The organism is Streptomyces flavotricini (genome assembly GCF_020639365.1).
Taxonomy (GTDB): Bacteria; Actinomycetota; Actinomycetes; order Streptomycetales; family Streptomycetaceae; genus Streptomyces; species Streptomyces flavotricini.
Genome location: NZ_JAINUL010000001.1, coordinates 7119697 through 7135671 on the forward strand (window position 1 = coordinate 7119697; position 15975 = coordinate 7135671).

At 72.7% G+C, this 15975-nt stretch carries 18 protein-coding genes; 12 read left to right on the plus strand and 6 right to left on the minus strand.

The window, feature by feature from the left end; all coding sequences use genetic code 11:
- Window positions 1-211: 211 nt before the first annotated feature.
- Entirely contained in the window at window positions 212-832 is a 621-nt protein-coding gene (locus K7B10_RS32535; protein WP_229342086.1) for a hypothetical protein, read from the minus strand.
- 494 nt (window positions 833-1326) lie between these two features.
- Here K7B10_RS32535 and K7B10_RS32540 point away from each other — a divergent pair, with 494 nt between their 5' ends.
- Complete coding sequence (locus tag K7B10_RS32540) at window positions 1327-2862, plus strand: glutamate-cysteine ligase family protein (RefSeq protein WP_229342109.1); 1536 nt, start codon at window positions 1327-1329, stop codon at window positions 2860-2862.
- Window positions 2863-3004: 142 nt separating this feature from the next.
- Window positions 3005-3805, plus strand: a complete 801-nt coding sequence (locus tag K7B10_RS32545; protein WP_229342112.1) for a CPBP family intramembrane glutamic endopeptidase — start codon at window positions 3005-3007, stop codon at window positions 3803-3805.
- An 18-nt stretch (window positions 3806-3823) separates the two neighbouring features.
- Here K7B10_RS32545 and K7B10_RS32550 read toward each other — a convergent pair whose 3' ends face one another.
- Window positions 3824-4642, minus strand: a complete 819-nt coding sequence (locus K7B10_RS32550) for a PhzF family phenazine biosynthesis protein (RefSeq protein WP_229342117.1) — start codon at window positions 4640-4642, stop codon at window positions 3824-3826.
- A gap of 180 nt (window positions 4643-4822) precedes the next feature.
- On the opposite strand from K7B10_RS32550, the gene K7B10_RS32555 reads away from it, so the two are divergent.
- Entirely contained in the window at window positions 4823-5431 is a 609-nt protein-coding gene (locus K7B10_RS32555; RefSeq protein ID WP_229342120.1) for a PadR family transcriptional regulator, read from the plus strand.
- An 86-nt stretch (window positions 5432-5517) separates the two neighbouring features.
- Here K7B10_RS32555 and K7B10_RS32560 read toward each other — a convergent pair whose 3' ends face one another.
- A complete protein-coding gene (locus tag K7B10_RS32560) occupies window positions 5518-5946 on the minus strand; it encodes a type II toxin-antitoxin system Rv0910 family toxin (RefSeq protein ID WP_229342122.1) in 429 nt (142 codons plus the stop codon).
- 171 nt (window positions 5947-6117) lie between these two features.
- On the opposite strand from K7B10_RS32560, the gene K7B10_RS32565 reads away from it, so the two are divergent.
- Window positions 6118-7089, plus strand: a complete 972-nt coding sequence (locus K7B10_RS32565) for an EamA family transporter (protein WP_229342125.1) — start codon at window positions 6118-6120, stop codon at window positions 7087-7089.
- A 164-nt stretch (window positions 7090-7253) separates the two neighbouring features.
- Window positions 7254-8321 (plus strand): DMT family transporter, encoded by a 1068-nt coding sequence (locus K7B10_RS32570; RefSeq protein WP_229342127.1) that lies wholly within the window; start codon window positions 7254-7256, stop codon window positions 8319-8321.
- Here K7B10_RS32570 and K7B10_RS32575 read toward each other — a convergent pair.
- Window positions 8303-8989: a pyridoxamine 5'-phosphate oxidase family protein gene (locus tag K7B10_RS32575; protein ID WP_229345578.1), complete on the minus strand. Its 687-nt coding sequence runs from the start codon at window positions 8987-8989 to the stop codon at window positions 8303-8305. The genes K7B10_RS32570 and K7B10_RS32575 overlap by 19 nt on opposite strands.
- Window positions 8990-9053: 64 nt before the next feature.
- Between K7B10_RS32575 and K7B10_RS32580 the strand changes: the two genes are divergently transcribed.
- Window positions 9054-10385, plus strand: a complete 1332-nt coding sequence (locus K7B10_RS32580; protein WP_229342136.1) for an aminotransferase class I/II-fold pyridoxal phosphate-dependent enzyme — start codon at window positions 9054-9056, stop codon at window positions 10383-10385.
- A gap of 63 nt (window positions 10386-10448) precedes the next feature.
- Window positions 10449-10655 (plus strand): hypothetical protein, encoded by a 207-nt coding sequence (locus K7B10_RS32585; protein WP_229342138.1) that lies wholly within the window; start codon window positions 10449-10451, stop codon window positions 10653-10655.
- Between the two features lie 18 nt (window positions 10656-10673).
- On the opposite strand, the gene K7B10_RS32590 is transcribed toward K7B10_RS32585, so the two are convergent.
- Window positions 10674-11618, minus strand: coding sequence for a DMT family transporter (locus K7B10_RS32590; RefSeq protein ID WP_229342141.1), 945 nt, complete (start codon window positions 11616-11618; stop codon window positions 10674-10676).
- Window positions 11619-11692: 74 nt separating this feature from the next.
- Between K7B10_RS32590 and K7B10_RS32595 the strand changes: the two genes are divergently transcribed.
- The gene (locus K7B10_RS32595; protein WP_229342160.1) at window positions 11693-12595 is read left to right on the plus strand and encodes a LysR family transcriptional regulator; all 903 of its coding nucleotides are present in this window, start codon (window positions 11693-11695) and stop codon (window positions 12593-12595) included.
- 12 nt (window positions 12596-12607) lie between these two features.
- Here the strand turns inward: K7B10_RS32595 and K7B10_RS32600 are convergent, their stop codons facing one another.
- Window positions 12608-13066 carry a pyridoxamine 5'-phosphate oxidase family protein gene (locus tag K7B10_RS32600; protein ID WP_229342163.1) on the minus strand — a complete coding sequence of 153 codons (459 nt, stop codon included), beginning with the start codon at window positions 13064-13066 and terminating at the stop codon, window positions 12608-12610.
- Between the two features lie 76 nt (window positions 13067-13142).
- Here K7B10_RS32600 and K7B10_RS32605 point away from each other — a divergent pair, with 76 nt between their 5' ends.
- The 4 genes from K7B10_RS32605 (at window position 13143) to fabG (ending at window position 15957) form a co-directional block, all read left to right on the plus strand.
- The gene (locus tag K7B10_RS32605; RefSeq protein ID WP_229342165.1) at window positions 13143-13754 is read left to right on the plus strand and encodes a cysteine hydrolase family protein; all 612 of its coding nucleotides are present in this window, start codon (window positions 13143-13145) and stop codon (window positions 13752-13754) included.
- Between the two features lie 42 nt (window positions 13755-13796).
- Window positions 13797-14636, plus strand: a complete 840-nt coding sequence (locus tag K7B10_RS32610) for a HipA family kinase (RefSeq protein ID WP_030860790.1) — start codon at window positions 13797-13799, stop codon at window positions 14634-14636.
- On the plus strand, window positions 14633-15016 hold the full coding sequence (locus K7B10_RS32615) for a DUF3037 domain-containing protein (RefSeq protein ID WP_030860788.1): 384 nt from the start codon (window positions 14633-14635) through the stop codon (window positions 15014-15016). Before K7B10_RS32610 ends, K7B10_RS32615 begins: the two co-directional genes overlap by 4 nt.
- Window positions 15017-15195: 179 nt before the next feature.
- On the plus strand, window positions 15196-15957 hold the full coding sequence (gene fabG / locus K7B10_RS32620) for a 3-oxoacyl-ACP reductase FabG (protein WP_229342168.1): 762 nt from the start codon (window positions 15196-15198) through the stop codon (window positions 15955-15957).
- Window positions 15958-15975: the final 18 nt, after the last annotated feature.

Below are 15975 nucleotides of genomic sequence, written 5' to 3' on the forward strand. Positions count from 1 at the left end.
TGTTGCCCTCCGGAGTTGCGTCCGCAGGGATTTCCCGGCAGCTGTCCTCATAGATTGATGACGCATCACTCGTGCGGGCGGTTCAGGTCAACTCCCCTGTCAATTCGGATGGTTCGGGGGTGGCCCGACTGGGCTAGGCCGAATGGGCAGTATGGACCAGCAGCGTGGAACGCACCTGCTCAGACCCGCCGCGCCGCGGTCCGGACCCCGCTCAGGCGGCCGGCGCGGCCAGCGACGGCGGGACCGGCGGGCTCGACGGAGTGAGCCGGTGCGTCATCACGGGCAGCAGTTCGGACACCGGGTGCGGCCGGTACGGAGCGATGCCGGGCGGGGCCGGAGCCAGCGGAACCAGCAGGTCCGCGGCGGCCGGCAGTCCGGCGGAGGCATCGGCGCCGACCGCCCCGTGCAGCCACAGCGTCAGCATGTACAGCTCCGGTACGGACAGTAGCCGCGGCTGGTAGCTCTTGCCGAGCGATTCCGCCTGGCGCAGGGCGCGTTCGGTGGCCGCGACGTAGGGGCCCTCGAAGAAATGGGAGAAGACCCAGCCGTCCGGCGTCAGCCGGGTGTCCGCGGCGGCGACGTAGCGGTCGCCGCTGCGGATCAGGAACCGCCAGGCGGTCAGCCGGGTGCGGGGCGGGCGGCCCCCCGCTGCCAGCTGGGAGATGTTCAGCCGGTCCAGGACGTGGACGGGCAGCGGCAGTTCGGCGGTCATCGGGCCCTGCAGCGCGCGCAGGGCCGGAGTGTGCGCCTCGTGGACGGCGGTGGGGGAACCGAGTGCCGCGAGGACGCTGCGCAGGGCGGGCGCGGGAGCCGGAGGGACATGCAGCGGCATGGTGGGTCGCCTCTCACTTGGGAGACCTGTGGAACGGGGCAGGTGCGGACGGCGCTGTCGCATTTTGGGGCCAGAGGGGGGCTGAGGGGCAATGGCCGCGCGCCAACTCTCTGCCTCGTTTGCGGAGTTTATACGACATGTGTTCACGCAGTGTTTCGGCTAGCTGTCCCGCCTATTGCCGACAAGGGGCTTACCGGTCCCGCTGACATGGCTTTCATGCCGGTTGCGCGCGAACATGTCGCGCTGACCTCGGAGGTTACCGGATGGGGGCTCGGCTGGAAAGCGTCCATTATCCGGAACCGGCAAAACCCATGCGGGATTTGCATACGACGTCTTGCCAGGTGAATGTGCCATAGCGCCCTTCGGCCAAACCGGCGCGCGCTCCCCGCCACGCACGCCCCCTCGGCGTTATCGATCTCGCCTCCGGGGCATCATCGACCGTACACGCGCGCCTGGGTGGCATGGGCCAGGCGCAATCGAGGAGGGACGCTCCGATGGGGGAGAAGGTCGTGGCGGGCGGATTCGACCTGTCCGATCGGCAGAAGTATCGGAGGAAGCTCCACGAGTGCCTGGAGGGGCTGGAGCGGCTTCTGGCGGAGAAGAGGTTCGATCGACCCAAGAACATGATGGGACTGGAGATCGAGCTGAATCTGGCGGGTTCCGACGGTTTGCCGAGAATGGTGAATGCCCAGGTTCTGGAGCGGATAGCGAGCCAGGATTTCCAGACGGAACTCGGAATGTTCAACCTTGAGGTCAACGTACTTCCGCACCGGCTCGGCGGCCGGGTATTCGACCGGCTCGCCGAGGAACTGAGCGCGGGGCTCGGCTATGCCCACCGGCAGGCCGCGGAGATCGACGCCGGCGTCGTGATGATCGGCATCCTGCCGACGATCACCCGCTCCGACCTGGTCACCGCCAACCTGTCCGCGGTGGACCGCTACTCGCTGCTGAACGAGCAGATCCTGATGATGCGCGGCGAGGACTTCCTGCTCGACATCGACGGGGTCGAGCGGCTCACCTGGAGCACCGGGTCGATCGTGCCGGAGGCCGCCTGCACCTCGGTGCAACTGCACCTGCAGGTCACGCCGGCCCGGTTCGCCGACGTGTGGAACGCGGCGCAGGCGGTGACCGCCGTACAGATAGCCGTCGGCGCCAACTCGCCGTTCCTGTTCGGGCGCGAGCTGTGGCGGGAGTCGCGGCCGCCGCTCTTCACGCAGGCCACCGACACCCGGCCGCCCGAGCTTCAGGCCCAGGGGGTGCGGCCGCGGACCTGGTTCGGGGAGCGCTGGGTGGAGTCGGCGTACGAGCTCTTCGCGGAGAACGTCCGGTACTTCCCGGCGCTGCTGCCCATCTGCGACGAGGAGGAGCCGCTGCGGGTGCTCGCCGAGGGCGGGGTGCCGAGCCTGCAGGAGCTGGTCCTGCACAACGGCACGGTCTACCGGTGGAACCGGCCCGTGTACGGGGTCGCCGACGGGATCCCGCACCTGCGGGTGGAGAACAGGGTGCTGCCGGCCGGGCCGACGGTCGCCGACGTGGTGGCGAACGCCGCCTTCTACTACGGGCTCGTCCGGACGCTCGCCGACGAGCAGCGGCCGGTGTGGACGCGGCTGCCGTTCGCCGAGGCGGAGGCCAACTTCGACGCGGCCTGCCGGTACGGGATCGACGCGCGGCTGCGCTGGCCGCGCCGGGGCCGGGGCGGCGGCCTCGCCAGCGTGTCGGCCGTACGCCTGGTCCTGGACGAGCTGCTGCCGATGGCGGCGGCCGGGCTGGACGCGTGGGGCATCGAGCCCGCCGACCGGGACCACTACCTCGGCATCATCGAGGAGCGCTGTCAGCGGCGGGTCAACGGGGCGACCTGGCAGGTGGACACCTACCACCGGGCGCTCGCGTCCGGAATGGAAAGGGACGAGGCGCTGGCCGCCATCACCCGGCGCTACAGCGAGCTGATGCACAAGGGCGACCCCGTGCACACCTGGCCGGTCGGACTGGCGGACGAGGAGGTGAGCGCGGCGGTTCCGGCGCGCCGCTGAACCGGTGCGGCGCCGCACCGCCGCGGGCCGCCGGCCCGCCGAACCGGCGGCTCCGCCCGTGTTCCGGGTCCGGTGATCCCCTTCCCCCTCAGAAGAGGCAGTATGGGGTGGACGAAGCGGAACGGCGGGACGGGAGTCGGACGTGCGGGCGGATCCGGAGCCGGTGGTCAAGGCGTTGCACGAGGACGGGCGGCGGGGGCTCCTGCGCACCGAGACGCTGCTCGTGCTGGCGCTGTCCCTGGGGGCGAGCGCGGTCTCCTCGCTGATCAGCTTCATCGGCTCGCTGACCAAGCCGGGCGGCCTCAAGGACCAGGCCGCCACGCTCAACGGCTCGTACGCCCCCGGCCGGCCCTGGCTGGACCTGGCCTGGCAGCTCTTCGGCATCGGCACCGCGCTGGTGCCGGTGCTGCTGGTCGCCCACCTGCTGACCCGGGAGGGCGTTCCGGGGCTGCGGGCACTGGGCTTCGACCGCTCCCGGCCCGGCTGGGACCTGGGGCGCGGAGCCCTGGTCGCGGCCGGGATCGGGAGCGCGGGGCTGGCCTTCTACCTGGCGGCGCGGGCGAGCGGCTTCAACCTCACGGTGGTGCCGGAGGCGCTGCCCGACGTGTGGTGGAAGTTCCCGGTACTGATCCTCTCCGCCCTGCAGAACGCGGTGGTGGAGGAGATCATCGTGCTGGCCTACCTGCTGCGGCGGCTCGACCAGCTCGGCTGGTCGCCGACGGCCGCGCTGCTGGCCAGCTCGGTGCTGCGCGGCTCCTACCACCTCTACCAGGGCATCGGCGGCTTCCTCGGCAACATGGTGATGGGCGCCGTCTTCGTCCTCGCCTACCGCCGTTGGGGCCGGGTTGCGCCGCTGGTCGTCGCGCACGCGCTGCTCGACATCGTGGCCTTCGGCGGGTACGCCCTCCTCGCGGGCAAGGTGGGCTGGCTGCCGACCCCGTAGACGGGACCGTGCGTACCCCTACGGGCGGGCCAGCAGTTCGCCGTCGATGACGGTGACCGCGTTGCCGGTCAGGAGCGTACGGTCGCCGGCCAGCCGGACCGCGACGCGGCCGGTGCGCGCCCCGCCCTGGAGGCCGACGAGCGAGGTGCGGCCCAGCCGTGCGGCCCAGAACGGGGCCAGCGCGGTGTGGGCGCTGCCCGTGACGGGGTCCTCGTCGATCCCGAAGGCCGGGAAGAAGCCGCGGGAGACGAAGTCGTACCCGCGCGAGGGGTCCTCGGCGGCCGCGGTGACGATCACTCCGCGGCGGGCGTGGCCGCGCAGAGCGGCGATGTCGGGGGTGAGCTCCCGTACGGCCCGTTCGTCCGCCAGCTCGACGAGCAGGTCGCCGATGTGCTCGGACGTGTCGTGGACGGACCTGATCTCCGCGCCGAGGGCGCCGAGCACGGCGGGCTCAGCCTCCACCGGGGTCAGCGTGGACGTCGGGAAGTCCATCGTGATGGTGCCGTCCTCGGCGGCCCGGGCCGTGAGGACGCCGCACCGCGCGGAGAACCGGATCTGCCCCGTGGCCAGGCCGCTCGTCGCGATCACGTGCGCCGTGGCGAGCGTGGCGTGGCCGCACATGTCGACCTCGGCGGTCGGGGTGAACCAGCGCAGGGCCCAGTCGGCGTCCCCGCCGGGCGGCAGCGGGCGGGCGAAGGCGGTCTCGGAGAGGTTGACCTCGGCGGCGACCTGCCGGAGCCAGGTGTCAGGGGGGAACTCGCCGTCGAGGAGGAGGACCCCGGCGGGATTGCCGCGGAAGGGGCGGTCGGTGAAGGCGTCGACGATTCGGAGGCGCATGGATCGACGGTAGGGCCGCTTCTTGATCGCCGACAAAGGCCAATCGCGGATGACTGGCCTGGTCACGCGCGCGTTCGGTACGAGTTTCCGATATATCGTTGACGCATCGCGATGGGTCAGCGATAGTTGGGGCATCGCAAGAGCGATGACGTGGAACCGAAAGACGAAAGGAGCGCAGTCATGCGTTCACACGGACAGCACGAACACGAGCACGGCCGGGGCCACGGCCACTGCGGGCCCGATCGTCGGGAGGAGTTCAAGGGGCGCCGCGCCGCCTTCGGCCCGTTCGGACCGCCCTTCGGAGGCGGCCCCTGGGGCGGGCGCGGCGGGCGCGGCGGACCGCGCGGACGGGCCCGGCGCGGAGATGTGCGCGCCTCGATCCTGGCGCTGCTGAAGGACCGGCCGATGCACGGCTACGAGATGATCCAGGAGATCGGCGAGCGCAGCGGCGGGGCCTGGAAGCCCAGCCCGGGATCGGTCTACCCGACCCTCCAGCTGCTCGAGGACGAGGGGCTCATCTCCAGCGCGAGCGAGGGCGGCAAGAAGCTGTTCACGCTCACCGACGCCGGCCGCACCGAGGCCGAGTCCGGCTCGGAGGCCCCCTGGGTCGACGCCGGGCGCGGATTCGACTTCGAGGCGATGCACGAGGTCCGCACGGCCGGGATCGGCCTTTTCGAGGCCTTCGGCCAGGTCTTCAAGACCGGCTCGCCCGAGCAGCGCGAGAAGGCCCTCGCGGTCGTCAACGACGCCCGCAAGAAGCTCTACCTGATCCTGGCCGACGAGCACTGAGCCGGCCGGCCGCACGAAACGGCGCGCCCCGCGAGTCCTCTCGCGGGGCGCGCAGCCGTATCCGGGTACCCGCCGGGGGCGGTCGGTCAGGCGATCAGGCCGGCGAGCTTGCGGAGCGACTCGTTCAGGGCGGCGGTGGCCGAGTCCTTGAGCTTGCCCGCCATGAGGGAGACGGCGGCCCCGTTGAACTCCCCGTCGATGCGGACCGTGGTGGCCGCGCCGTCGGGTACGAGGGTGTACCGGGTGAGGATGGCCACGCCCATCGGGCCCTTGCCCGTGATGGCGAAGAGGCGCTCGTCCTCCAGCTCCGAGACGGTCCAGGCGACCTCGGCCGGGAAGCCCATCATCTTCATGTTCTCCACGAAGGTCGCCCCGACCGCGAGGGTCTCGGGTCCGCCCTTGGGGAAATTGGTGTGGGTCATGCTCCACTCGCCGTACGCCGCCCAGTCCGTCAGCTGGGCCCAGACCTTCGCGGCGGACGCCTCGATGCGTGATTCCGCGGTCACTTCGGCCATGCGGCCACCCCTTCTCGTCGGGTACGTGCGGCGGAAGGTAGCCCCGGCGGGCGGAACATTCAATACTGACGACCTGTCAGAAACCATCGGCCCGGTCACTCCCGGTCTCGGATCCGTCTCAACAGGCGTCACGCCTGTGACGGTCCTGACCGGCCCTGCCATGATGGCCGGATGCAAGCGTCAGGGAAGAACGCCGGACTGGGCCTCGCGCTCGTCTCGGCCGTTGCGTTCGGTGGTTCCGGTGTGGCGGCGAAGCCGCTGATCGAGGCGGGTCTGGACCCGCTCCACATGGTCTGGCTCAGGGTGGCCGGGGCGGCACTGGTGCTGTCCCCGCTGGCCTGGCGCCACCGCTGCCTCCTGCTGCGCAAACCCCTGCTGCTCGCCGGCTTCGGCATCGTCGCCGTCGCGGGCGTGCAGGCCTTCTACTTCGCCTCCCTCTCGCGGATCCCGGTCGGCGTGGCCCTGCTGCTGGAGTACCTCGGCCCGGCGCTGCTGCTCGGCTGGATCCGCTTCGTGCAGCGCAAGCCGGTGACCCGGGCCGCCGCGGCCGGCGCCGCCGTCGCCGTCGTGGGGCTGGCCTGCGTGGTGGAGATCTGGTCCGGTCTGAGCCTGGACCCCCTCGGTGTGCTGCTCGGCCTCGCCGCGGCCTGCTGCCAGGCCTTCTACTTCGTCTTCGCCGACCACGGCGCGGACGGCGCGGCCGAGGACGCCGTGCCCGACCCGATCGGCGTGATCGCGTACGGCATGCTCATCGGCGCGCTGGTGATGACGGTGATCGCCCGGCCGTGGCAGATCGACTGGCAGGTGCTGGGCGGGTTCGCCGCGATGGGGGACATGAGGGTGCCCGCGTGGGTCCTGCTCGGCTGGGTGGTGCTGATCGCGACGGTCTTCGCTTACCTGACCGGCGTGGTCTCGGTGCGCAAGCTCTCGCCGCAGGTGGCCGGTGTCGTGGCCTGTCTGGAGGCGGTCGTGGCCACGGTGTTCGCCTGGATCCTGCTGAACGAGCACCTCTCGACCCCGCAGATCATCGGCGGTGCGCTGGTGCTGGGCGGGGCCTTCATCGCGCAGTCGGCAAGGCCCACCCCGCCGGGGGCGGCCGATCCGGAGCCGGTCGTCCTGGACCGCGAGACGACGAAGGCCTAGGGTGGCGATCGTGCATTCGACCGTGCTTCCGCCTCCCGCCGCGTAGCCGCGGGCAGCTGCCCCTGCGAAGAGGATCCGGCCCCGGGGAGTTCCCGGGCGGGTCCGCGTTGCCCGCGAAGCGATGACCTTCCCTTTCATCCTTCACGCATGCGCGGAGCACACACGTGTCGAACCTTTCGCCCGCTTCAGGGCGCAGTCTGCTGTACCTCGTCGTCGCCGGAGCCGCCTGGGGCACCGCCGGGGCGGCCGCCTCCCTCCTCTTCCTGGCCAGTGACCTCGGCCCGCTCGCCCTGTCGTTCTGGCGGTGCGCCGGCGGGCTGGTGGTGCTGCTCGGGGTGCTCGCCGTACGCCGGCCACGGGGCGCGGCGGCCGCCGCCCGGGCCGCGGCGCGGCCTTCGGTGGCCTCGCTCATCGGGACCGGGCTGATGTTCACGCTGTTCCAGTCCGCGTACTTCGGCGCCGTGCGCGAGACGGGCCTGGCGGTCGGCACGGTGGTCACCCTCGGTGCCGGGCCCGTGCTGATCGCGGTCGGGGCGCGGTACTGGATGGGCGAGCGGCTCGGCCGGGGCGGCGCGGCCGCCGTGGCCGGGGCGCTCGCCGGGCTCGCCGTGCTCGTCCTGGGCGGCGGGGGCGGCGGGGGCGGCGAGGTGCGGCCGCTCGGTGTGGGCTGGGCCCTGCTGTCGGCCGCCGGGTACGCCGGGATGACCCTGCGGGCCCGCTGGCTGGGGCGGCGCGGGGCGGGCGGGGATCCGCTGATCACCACCGCCTGGTCGGTCGCGGTGGGCACGGTGTGCCTGCTGCCGCTCGCCGCGGCGGAGGGGCTGGTCCCGCACACCGCCGAGCTCGGGCGGGTGCTGTGGCTGCTGGTCTACGTGGCCACGGTGCCGACGGCGCTGGCGTACGCGCTGTACTTCACCGGGGCCGCCGCGGTGCGGGCCGCGACCGTGTCCGTGATCATGCTGATCGAGCCGGTCAGCGCGGCCGTGATCGCCGTCCTGGTGCTCGGGGAGCGGCTGACCGGTGCCGTGGTGCTGGGCACCGTACTGCTGCTGACCGCGGTGGGTGCGCTGATCGCGGCGGAGGCGGGCAGGACCGGGGACGGCCCTGTGGGCGGGCCGGAGGTCCGGCCCGCCCGTGAGCCGCGTGAGCTAGGTGAGCTAGGTGAGCTGGGTGAGCCGCGCGAGCCGCGTGAGTCCGGTGAGTCTCGCGGGGCTCAGAGCGCTGCGAGGTAGTCCGGGGTGGCGATCCCGGGGGCCAGGTCGTCGGCCGGGATCGGGGTGCCGTGCACCGGCGCGACCGGGACCACGCCCGACCAGTAGGGCAGGCCCATGTCCTCGGGCTCGTCGTTGGGGCCGCCCGTACGGAGCTTCGCCGACACCTCGTTCAGGTCCAGGCGGATCACCGCGGTGGCGGCGAGCTCCTTGGCGTTGGCGGGCCGGGAGTCGGCCGAGCGGCCCGGGACCACGTGGTCGACGAGGGCGTCGAGGGCCATCCGGCGTTCGGCCTCGTCGGTCACCTGGTACGCGGTGCCGTGCACGATCACCGAGCGGTAGTTGATCGAGTGGTGGAAGGCGGACCGCGCCAGCACCAGGCCGTCCACGTGCGTCACGGTCAGGCAGACGGGCAGCCCCGGGTCGGCCTGGCCTGCGGCCAGCAGCGGGCGCGAGCCGGTCGAGCCGTGGACGTAGAGGGTCTCGCCCACCCGCCCGTACAGGGTCGGCAGGACCACCGGGGCGCCGTCGCGGACGAAGCCGAGGTGGCAGACGTAGGCCTGGTCGAGTATCGAGTGCACCGTCTCGCGGTCGTAGCGCGCCCGCTCGCGGGAGCGGCTCGGGACGGTGCGGGCGGTGGGCTCGTAGCCGCCGCCGGTCGTCCCGGTCGCCCCGTCCGTCTCGGGCATCTCTTGCGTGTCGGTCGTGGCGGTCATGGTGCGTTCTCCGTTGTACTAGTGCATACTCGACTTTGTGCTAGGAGAGTATCGGATCACAGGGCGTCGCGCATCGGATATCGCGGCGAGTGTCGAGGCGGGCGTCGGATCGGGCGCGCTGGCTCCCGGAGCGCTGCTGCCTCCGATGCGCGAGCTCGCGGGGGTGCTCGGGGTGAACCCGAACACCGTGGCCGCCGCGTACCGGACGCTGCGCGAGCGCGGGGTCATCGAGACCGACGGCCGGCGCGGCAGCCGGGTCCGGGGCCGGCCGGCGAGCGCCCCGCGCGACGAGCTGCGGGTGGCGGTGCCCCCGGGCGCGCGCGACGTGGCGTCCGGGAATCCGGACGTGCGGCTGCTGCCGGCGCTGGAGGCGGCCCTGGCCGGGGCCGCCCGACGGTACGCGCAGGCGCCCACGCTGTACGGGGACGACCCGGTGGTGCCGGAGCTGGAGAGGCTGGCCCGGGCGGACTTCGACGCCGACGGTGTTCCCGCCGGGCCGGTGGGGGTGACCTCGGGCGCACTGGACGGGATCGAGCGGGTGCTGGCCGCGCACCTGCGGCCGGGGGACGCGGTGGCGATCGAGGATCCGGGCTGGGGGTCCGTACTGGACCTGGCGGCGGCACTCGGGCTGCGGGTGGTCCCGGTGGCGGTGGACGACGACGGACCGGTCGTCTCCGCGGTGGAGCGGGTGCTGGCGGAGGGCGCGCGGGCGCTGCTGGTCACGGCGCGGGCGCAGAACCCGACCGGGGCGGCCGTCGGCGCCGAGCGGGCGGCGCAGCTGCGCGCGGTGCTGGCGCGGCATCCGGAGGTGCTGGTGGTCGACGACGACCACGGCCACGCCATCGTGGACCTTCCGCTGCATTCGCTGGGCGGGGTGACCCGGCACTGGGCGCTGGTCCGGTCCACGGCGAAGGCGTACGGGCCGGACCTGCGGCTGGCGGTGCTGACCGGCGACGCCGTGACCCTGGACCGGGTAAGGGGGCGGCAGCGGCTGGGCCCGGGGTGGGTGAGCCGACTGCTCCAGTACGCGGTGGTCGAGCTGTGGACCGCGGAGGCGGTGGACCGGACGGCGGTCGCGCGCTCCTACGCGGAGCGGCGGGACGCGCTGGTCGCGGCGCTGCGGGAGCGGGGCGTGCCGGCGCACGGGCGCAGCGGGATGAACGTGTGGGTGCCGGTCGCCGACGAGACGGGCGCGGTGACGCGGCTGCTGGCGGCGGGCTGGGCGGTGGCCCCGGGCAGCCGGTTCCGGGTGGATTCGGGGCCGGGCGTGCGGATCACGGTGTCGGGCGTGCAGCCCGGCGAGGTGCCGGGGCTCGCGGCGGCGGTGGCCGCGTCGGTCCGCCGCACGACGGGCGGCCGCTTCGACTGACGTACCCGGCCGCGCAGGACCCTCCCGGATCGCCGCCCGCTTCGCCAGCCTCGAAGGCTCGCCGTGTTGCTGACGCAAACGCACGTACGGGCGAAGTCGGGTCGCTCGGGAACAATCAGGGGGACAGCGTGGACGCAGGACACCCGGCTGGGGCTCCTGGCCTTCGTCGTCGCGATGCTCGACGTCGTGGCGATCCTGCTGGAGCCGTGCACGCCGTGGACCACCAACACGCCCGACGGTTCCGGGCCGATCCTCGGCGACTGCGGGTAGGCGCCCCCGCCCCGCCGGCTACCGCCGGCGGGTCTGGGTCAGGGCCGCGCCCGCCAGGACGATCGCCGCGCCCACCGGGGTGTTCCAGTGGAGCTGTTCGCCGAGGATCAGGACGCCGGCCGTGGTGGCGATGACCGGGATGAAATACGTGACCATCTGGGCCGTGGTCGGGCCGACCTCCGTCACCAGTCCGTACTGCATCTGCAGGGCCATCCCCGTGCCCAGGGCCCCCAGCGCGACCACCGACAGGGTCGGCCAGAGCGGGAAGGAGGCGGGGGCCGAGGTGAACAGGGCGCTGACCACCAGCAGCTGGAGCGTGGAGAGCATCAGCTGCGCGCCGGTCAGCGCCACCGGCGAGCCCGGGACCGAGGCCAGCGTGCGCCGGACGTAGATCCAGCCGACCGGGTACGAGAGCGAGGCGAGCAGGGCGAGCGCGGTGCCCTTGGCGTCGATGCCCGAGAAGCCCTGCCAGGCGCCGAGGACCGTCAGGACGCCGAGGAAGCCCAGGCCCAGGCCGGCGAAGCGGCGGCGCGTGGGCCGGTCCTCGGAGAGGGCCACCAGCGACAGCGCCATGCCCCACAGCGGCGAGGTGGCGTTGCAGATCCCGGCCAGGCTCGACGGGATGCTCAGCTCGGCGTACGAGAACAGCGAGAAGGGGATGGTGTTGAGCAGCAGCGCCGCCACGAACAGGTGGCCCCAGGTGCGGCGGCCCCGGGGGAGCGGCTCGCGGCGGACCAGGAGTACGGCCAGCAGGGCGAGCGCCCCGGACAGCACCCGGCCGAGGGCCACCTGGAACGGGGCGTAGGCCTCGGTGCCCACCTTGATCAGCAGGAAGCTGAAGCCCCAGACCACCGAGAGGACCGCGAAGCGGATCCGCCAGTCCACCCGGGCGGTGCGGGCGGTGGTGACCGGCGGCGAGAGGGTGGGGCCGGTGGTGGGGCGAGGGGTGGCGGGTGCGCTCATGAGGAGAACTCTGCTCTGCTCAACTACGTAGGACAAGCGAGATTTCTTCACAGTGACGGCGTAGCATCGCTTACATGTTGAACCTGGAGCGCCTGCGCACCCTCGACGCCCTCGCCCGCCACGGCTCGGTCAGCGGAGCGGCCGACGGGCTCCACGTCACCACCTCCGCGGTCTCCCAGCAGATGGCGAAGCTGGAGCGGGAGGTCGGCCAGCCGCTGCTGGCCAAGAACGGGCGCGGGGTCCGGCTCACCGACGCCGGACGGCTGCTCGCCGATCACGCCGCCCGGATCATCTCCCAGGTCGAGCTCGCCCAGGCCGACGTGGAGGCCCAGCGTGGCTGCGCCGTCGGCGAGCTGCGGATCGGCGCCTTCCCGACCGCCATGCGCGGGCTGCTGCCCCAGGCGCTGACCGCCCTGCGTGCCGGGCACCCCGAACTGCGCACCCGGGTACGGGAGCAGGAGCCGGAGGACAGCATGGCGGCGGTCGTCCGCGGGGACCTCGACCTGGCGCTGGCCATCGACTGGCACAACAAGCGGATGCCGGTCCCCGCCGAGCTCACGCGGGCGCACCTGCTCGACGACTCCTGCGACATCGCCGTGCCGGCCGGCCACCGGCTGGCCGACCGAGACCGGATCTCGCTGGCCGAGTTCGCCGACGACGACTGGATCTCCTGGAACGAGGGCCAGTTCTGCCACGAGTGGCTCGTGTACACGCTGCGCGGCACCGGCATCGAGCCGCGCATCGCGCACATCGCCGAGGAGCACCACACCCAGCTGGCCTTCGTGGAAGCTGGGCTCGGGGTGTGCGTGGCGCCCAGGCTCGGGCGCGGCCCGGTGCCGGCCGGGGTCCGGCTGCTGCCGGTGAGCGATGCCGTCCGGCGTCACGTGTACGCCGTCTGGCGGGCGGACGCGGACCGGCGGCCCTCGATCCGGGCCGCCGTGGAGGCGCTGGGGCAGGCCGCCACCGCGGTGGAGTAGGAGCCCGGCACGTCAGAGCTTGCGGAAGTCCCAGGAGACGATCGACTCCGGGGTGAGGCGGATCCAGGCGTGGCGGCCGTCGTGCGGCATCTCCTCGAGACCGAAGTTCTTGGCCGGAAAGAGCCGTTCCGCCTCGGTCAGCTCCGGACAGGGCGCGCCCGTGCGCGGGGCCTCGCCCACGAAGACGGCGCTGCCCGAGAGTTCGACCCCGCGCAGTTCGTCGTACGCCTCGCCCGCGTCCACGACCACCGAGATGCGCGGGTCCCCCCGCAGGTCCGACCAGCGCCGGCTGCGCGTGATCGAGTACAGCCACAGCGAGGTGCCGTCCCAGGCGAACCACAGGGCGCCCACGTGCGGACGGCCGTCCGCCGAGACGGTCGCCACCCGGCAGGTGCGCTGCTCGCGCAGGAAGGCGTCCACTTCCGCGTCGGTCATCATGATGCGGCGGCCCCGCCGCTGTGATCCGTCCATCCGTACCGCACCCCTTCACATCTGACTGAGTGTCAGGAATCATGCGGGATCGATCGCCGCCACGCCAGGGGGAGCCATGCCGGAACTCGATCCCGCCACCACCGCGCTGCTCACCGTCGAATGCCAGAACGGCGTCGTCGGCGAGGAGAGTGCCCTGCCCGAACTCGCCAAGGAGGCCCGGGACTCGGGGATGCTGGGGCGGGTGGCCGCGCTGGTCGACGCCGCGCGCGGGGCCGGCGTGCAGGTGCTGCACGCGATCGCCGAGCGGCGGCCGGACGGGCTGGCGGCCAACGACAACGCACGGCTGTTCCGGGCCGCCGGGAAGCTGCCCGTCCGCCAGCTGTCGGGAAGCCGGGCCGTGGAGGTGGCGGCTCCCATCGAGGTGGCCGAAACCGACCTGGTGGTCCGACGGCTGCACGGGCTCTCCCCGATCGCCGGCACCGACGTGGACGCACTCCTGCGCAACCTCGGCATCCGCACCCTCGTCGTTGCCGGGGTCTCCTCGAACATCGCGATCCCGAACACCGTCTTCGACGCCGTGAACCTCGGCTACCGCGTCGTCGTGCCCTCCGACGCCATCGCGGGGGTGCCCACCGCGTACACCGCCGAGGTCATCCGCAACGCCCTGGCGCTCGTCGCGACGATCACCACGGCCGACGCGCTGCTGAGGCAGTGGGCTCGCCCCTGAAAAATGGGGTGTCCCACGGGCCGGCCCCCGTAACCTGGGCGGATGCTGTCCGAAGTGATCGCGACCCGTTACGTCACGCCCTTGCGTGAGGGCGGCTCGCTGCCGGGAATCGTCGAGGCCGACGACCTCGGTACCTACGTCATGAAATTCACCGGAGCCGGCCAGGGGCGCAAGACCCTGGTCGCCGAGGTCGTCTGCGGGCGCCTGGCCCAGCGGCTGGGCCTGCGGGTGCCGCGGCTGGTGCAGATGCAGCTCGACCCCGTGATCGGGCTCGGCGAGCCCGACCAGGAGGTCCAGGAGCTGCTCAAGGCCAGCGGAGGGCTCAACCTCGGGATGGACTACCTGCCCGGGTCGATCGGCTTCGACCCCCTCGCGTACGAGGTGGACCCGGCCGAGGCGGGGCGCGTGGTCTGGTTCGACGCGCTGATCAACAACGTCGACCGGTCCTGGCGCAACCCGAACATGCTGGTCTGGCACGGGGACCTGTGGCTCATCGACCACGGTGCCACCATGATCTGGCACCACAACTGGCCCACCGCCCAGAGCGCCGCGGCCAAGCCGTACAACGCCTCAGACCACGTCCTGGCCCCCTTCGGCCCGGACGTCGCGGCGGCCGCCGCCGCGCTCGCGCCCCTGGTGACGGGGGAACTCCTCGAAGAGGTCGTCGCCGACGTGCCCGACGAGTGGCTGGTCGACGAGCCCGGCTTCGACTCCACCGACGCGCTGCGCCGCGCCTACGTGGACGTGCTGCTGCCGCGCGCGGCCACGATCCACGAGAGGATCTCCATGGAGGCCGAGGTGAAGCCCCGGTCGGGCCCTCCCGGCTGGATCGCCGACCGCCTCGACCCCCGCCCCCGGAAGAACAAGAGCGACAACGAGTGACCAAGCGGGACGTGTTCGAGTACGCGCTGGTGCGCGTGGTGCCCCGGATGGAGCGCGGAGAGTGCTTCAACGCCGGCGTGATCGTCTACTGCCGGGCCCGCTCGTACGTGGCCGCGCGCACCCACCTGGACGAGGCCAAGCTCCTCGCCCTGGACCCGAAGGCCGACGTGGCGGGCGTACGGGCGGCCCTGCGTGCCGTGGCGGGCGTGTGCAGCGGCGGTGAGCGGGCAGGCCAGGCGGCGGGCGACGACGCGGGCCGCCGCTTCCGCTGGCTGATCGCCCCGCGCAGCACGGTGGTGCAGCCCGGCCCGGTGCACACCGGCCTGACGGCCGACCCGGAGGCCGAGGTGGAACGGCTGCTCGATCTGCTGGTCCGCTGATCGTACGGCCATCCGTGCGGTGATCCGCACGGCGGCCGCCACGCCCTGTGGAGCCCTGACACCCAGTGCCGTTGACACCGGGTGCCAGGGCTCCTAGCGTCTCCTCAGCTGAAGCTACTAAGCGGTTGCTCACCCATGGGGAGCCGCTGACGAGGATTCCGAGGGCGAGGAGATCCACCATGTCCACCACCGAGCAGCGCGTCGCGATCGTGACCGGGGCGGCCCGGGGCATCGGCGCGGCCACCGCCGTGCGCCTGGCCGCCGAGGGCCGGGCGGTCGCCGTACTCGATCTCGACGAGGCGGCCTGCAAGGACACCGTCGAGGCGATCACGGCAGCCGGCGGGAAGGCCCTGGCGGTCGGCTGCGACGTCAGCGACGCGGCGCAGGTGGAGGCGGCCGTCGAGCGCGTCGCGAACACCCTGGGTGCGCCGACCATCCTGGTCAACAACGCGGGCGTGCTGCGCGACAACCTGCTCTTCAAGATGAGCGAGAACGACTGGGACACCGTCATGAACGTCCACCTGCGCGGTGCGTTCCTGATGTCGAAGGCCTGTCAGAAGTACATGGTCGAGGCCAAGTTCGGCCGCATCGTCAACCTCTCCAGCAGCTCGGCGCTGGGCAACCGCGGCCAGGTCAACTACTCCGCCGCCAAGGCCGGTCTGCAGGGCTTCACCAAGACCCTGGCCATCGAGCTCGGCAAGTTCGGCGTCACCGCCAACGCCGTCGCCCCCGGCTTCATCGTCACGGAGATGACCGCCCAGACGGCCGCGCGCGTGGGCATGGGCTTCGAGGAGTTCCAAGCCGCCGCGGCCACCCAGATCCCCGTCCAGCGCGTCGGCCGCCCGGACGACATCGCCAACGCGATCGCCTTCTTCACGGGCGAGGCCGCCGGCTTCGTCTCCGGCCAGGTCATGTACGTGGCCGGCGGCCCGCTCAACTGACGAGAGGCAGGCGCAGGT

What these genes read in the sequence shown, in the direction of transcription:
- K7B10_RS32575 (WP_229345578.1), bottom strand. Translation starts at nt 8,989, where the DNA reads ATGCCCGAGACGGACGGGGCGACCGGGACGACCGGCGGCGGCTACGAG.
- K7B10_RS32610 (WP_030860790.1), top strand. Translation starts at nt 13,797, where the DNA reads ATGCTGTCCGAAGTGATCGCGACCCGTTACGTCACGCCCTTGCGTGAG.
- K7B10_RS32565 (WP_229342125.1), top strand. Translation starts at nt 6,118, where the DNA reads ATGCAAGCGTCAGGGAAGAACGCCGGACTGGGCCTCGCGCTCGTCTCG.
- K7B10_RS32590 (WP_229342141.1), bottom strand. Translation starts at nt 11,618, where the DNA reads ATGAGCGCACCCGCCACCCCTCGCCCCACCACCGGCCCCACCCTCTCG.
- K7B10_RS32550 (WP_229342117.1), bottom strand. Translation starts at nt 4,642, where the DNA reads ATGCGCCTCCGAATCGTCGACGCCTTCACCGACCGCCCCTTCCGCGGC.
- K7B10_RS32555 (WP_229342120.1), top strand. Translation starts at nt 4,823, where the DNA reads ATGCGTTCACACGGACAGCACGAACACGAGCACGGCCGGGGCCACGGC.
- K7B10_RS32600 (WP_229342163.1), bottom strand. Translation starts at nt 13,066, where the DNA reads ATGGACGGATCACAGCGGCGGGGCCGCCGCATCATGATGACCGACGCG.
- K7B10_RS32560 (WP_229342122.1), bottom strand. Translation starts at nt 5,946, where the DNA reads ATGGCCGAAGTGACCGCGGAATCACGCATCGAGGCGTCCGCCGCGAAG.
- K7B10_RS32535 (WP_229342086.1), bottom strand. Translation starts at nt 832, where the DNA reads ATGCCGCTGCATGTCCCTCCGGCTCCCGCGCCCGCCCTGCGCAGCGTC.
- fabG (WP_229342168.1), top strand. Translation starts at nt 15,196, where the DNA reads ATGTCCACCACCGAGCAGCGCGTCGCGATCGTGACCGGGGCGGCCCGG.
- K7B10_RS32595 (WP_229342160.1), top strand. Translation starts at nt 11,693, where the DNA reads ATGTTGAACCTGGAGCGCCTGCGCACCCTCGACGCCCTCGCCCGCCAC.
- K7B10_RS32540 (WP_229342109.1), top strand. Translation starts at nt 1,327, where the DNA reads ATGGGGGAGAAGGTCGTGGCGGGCGGATTCGACCTGTCCGATCGGCAG.
- K7B10_RS32605 (WP_229342165.1), top strand. Translation starts at nt 13,143, where the DNA reads ATGCCGGAACTCGATCCCGCCACCACCGCGCTGCTCACCGTCGAATGC.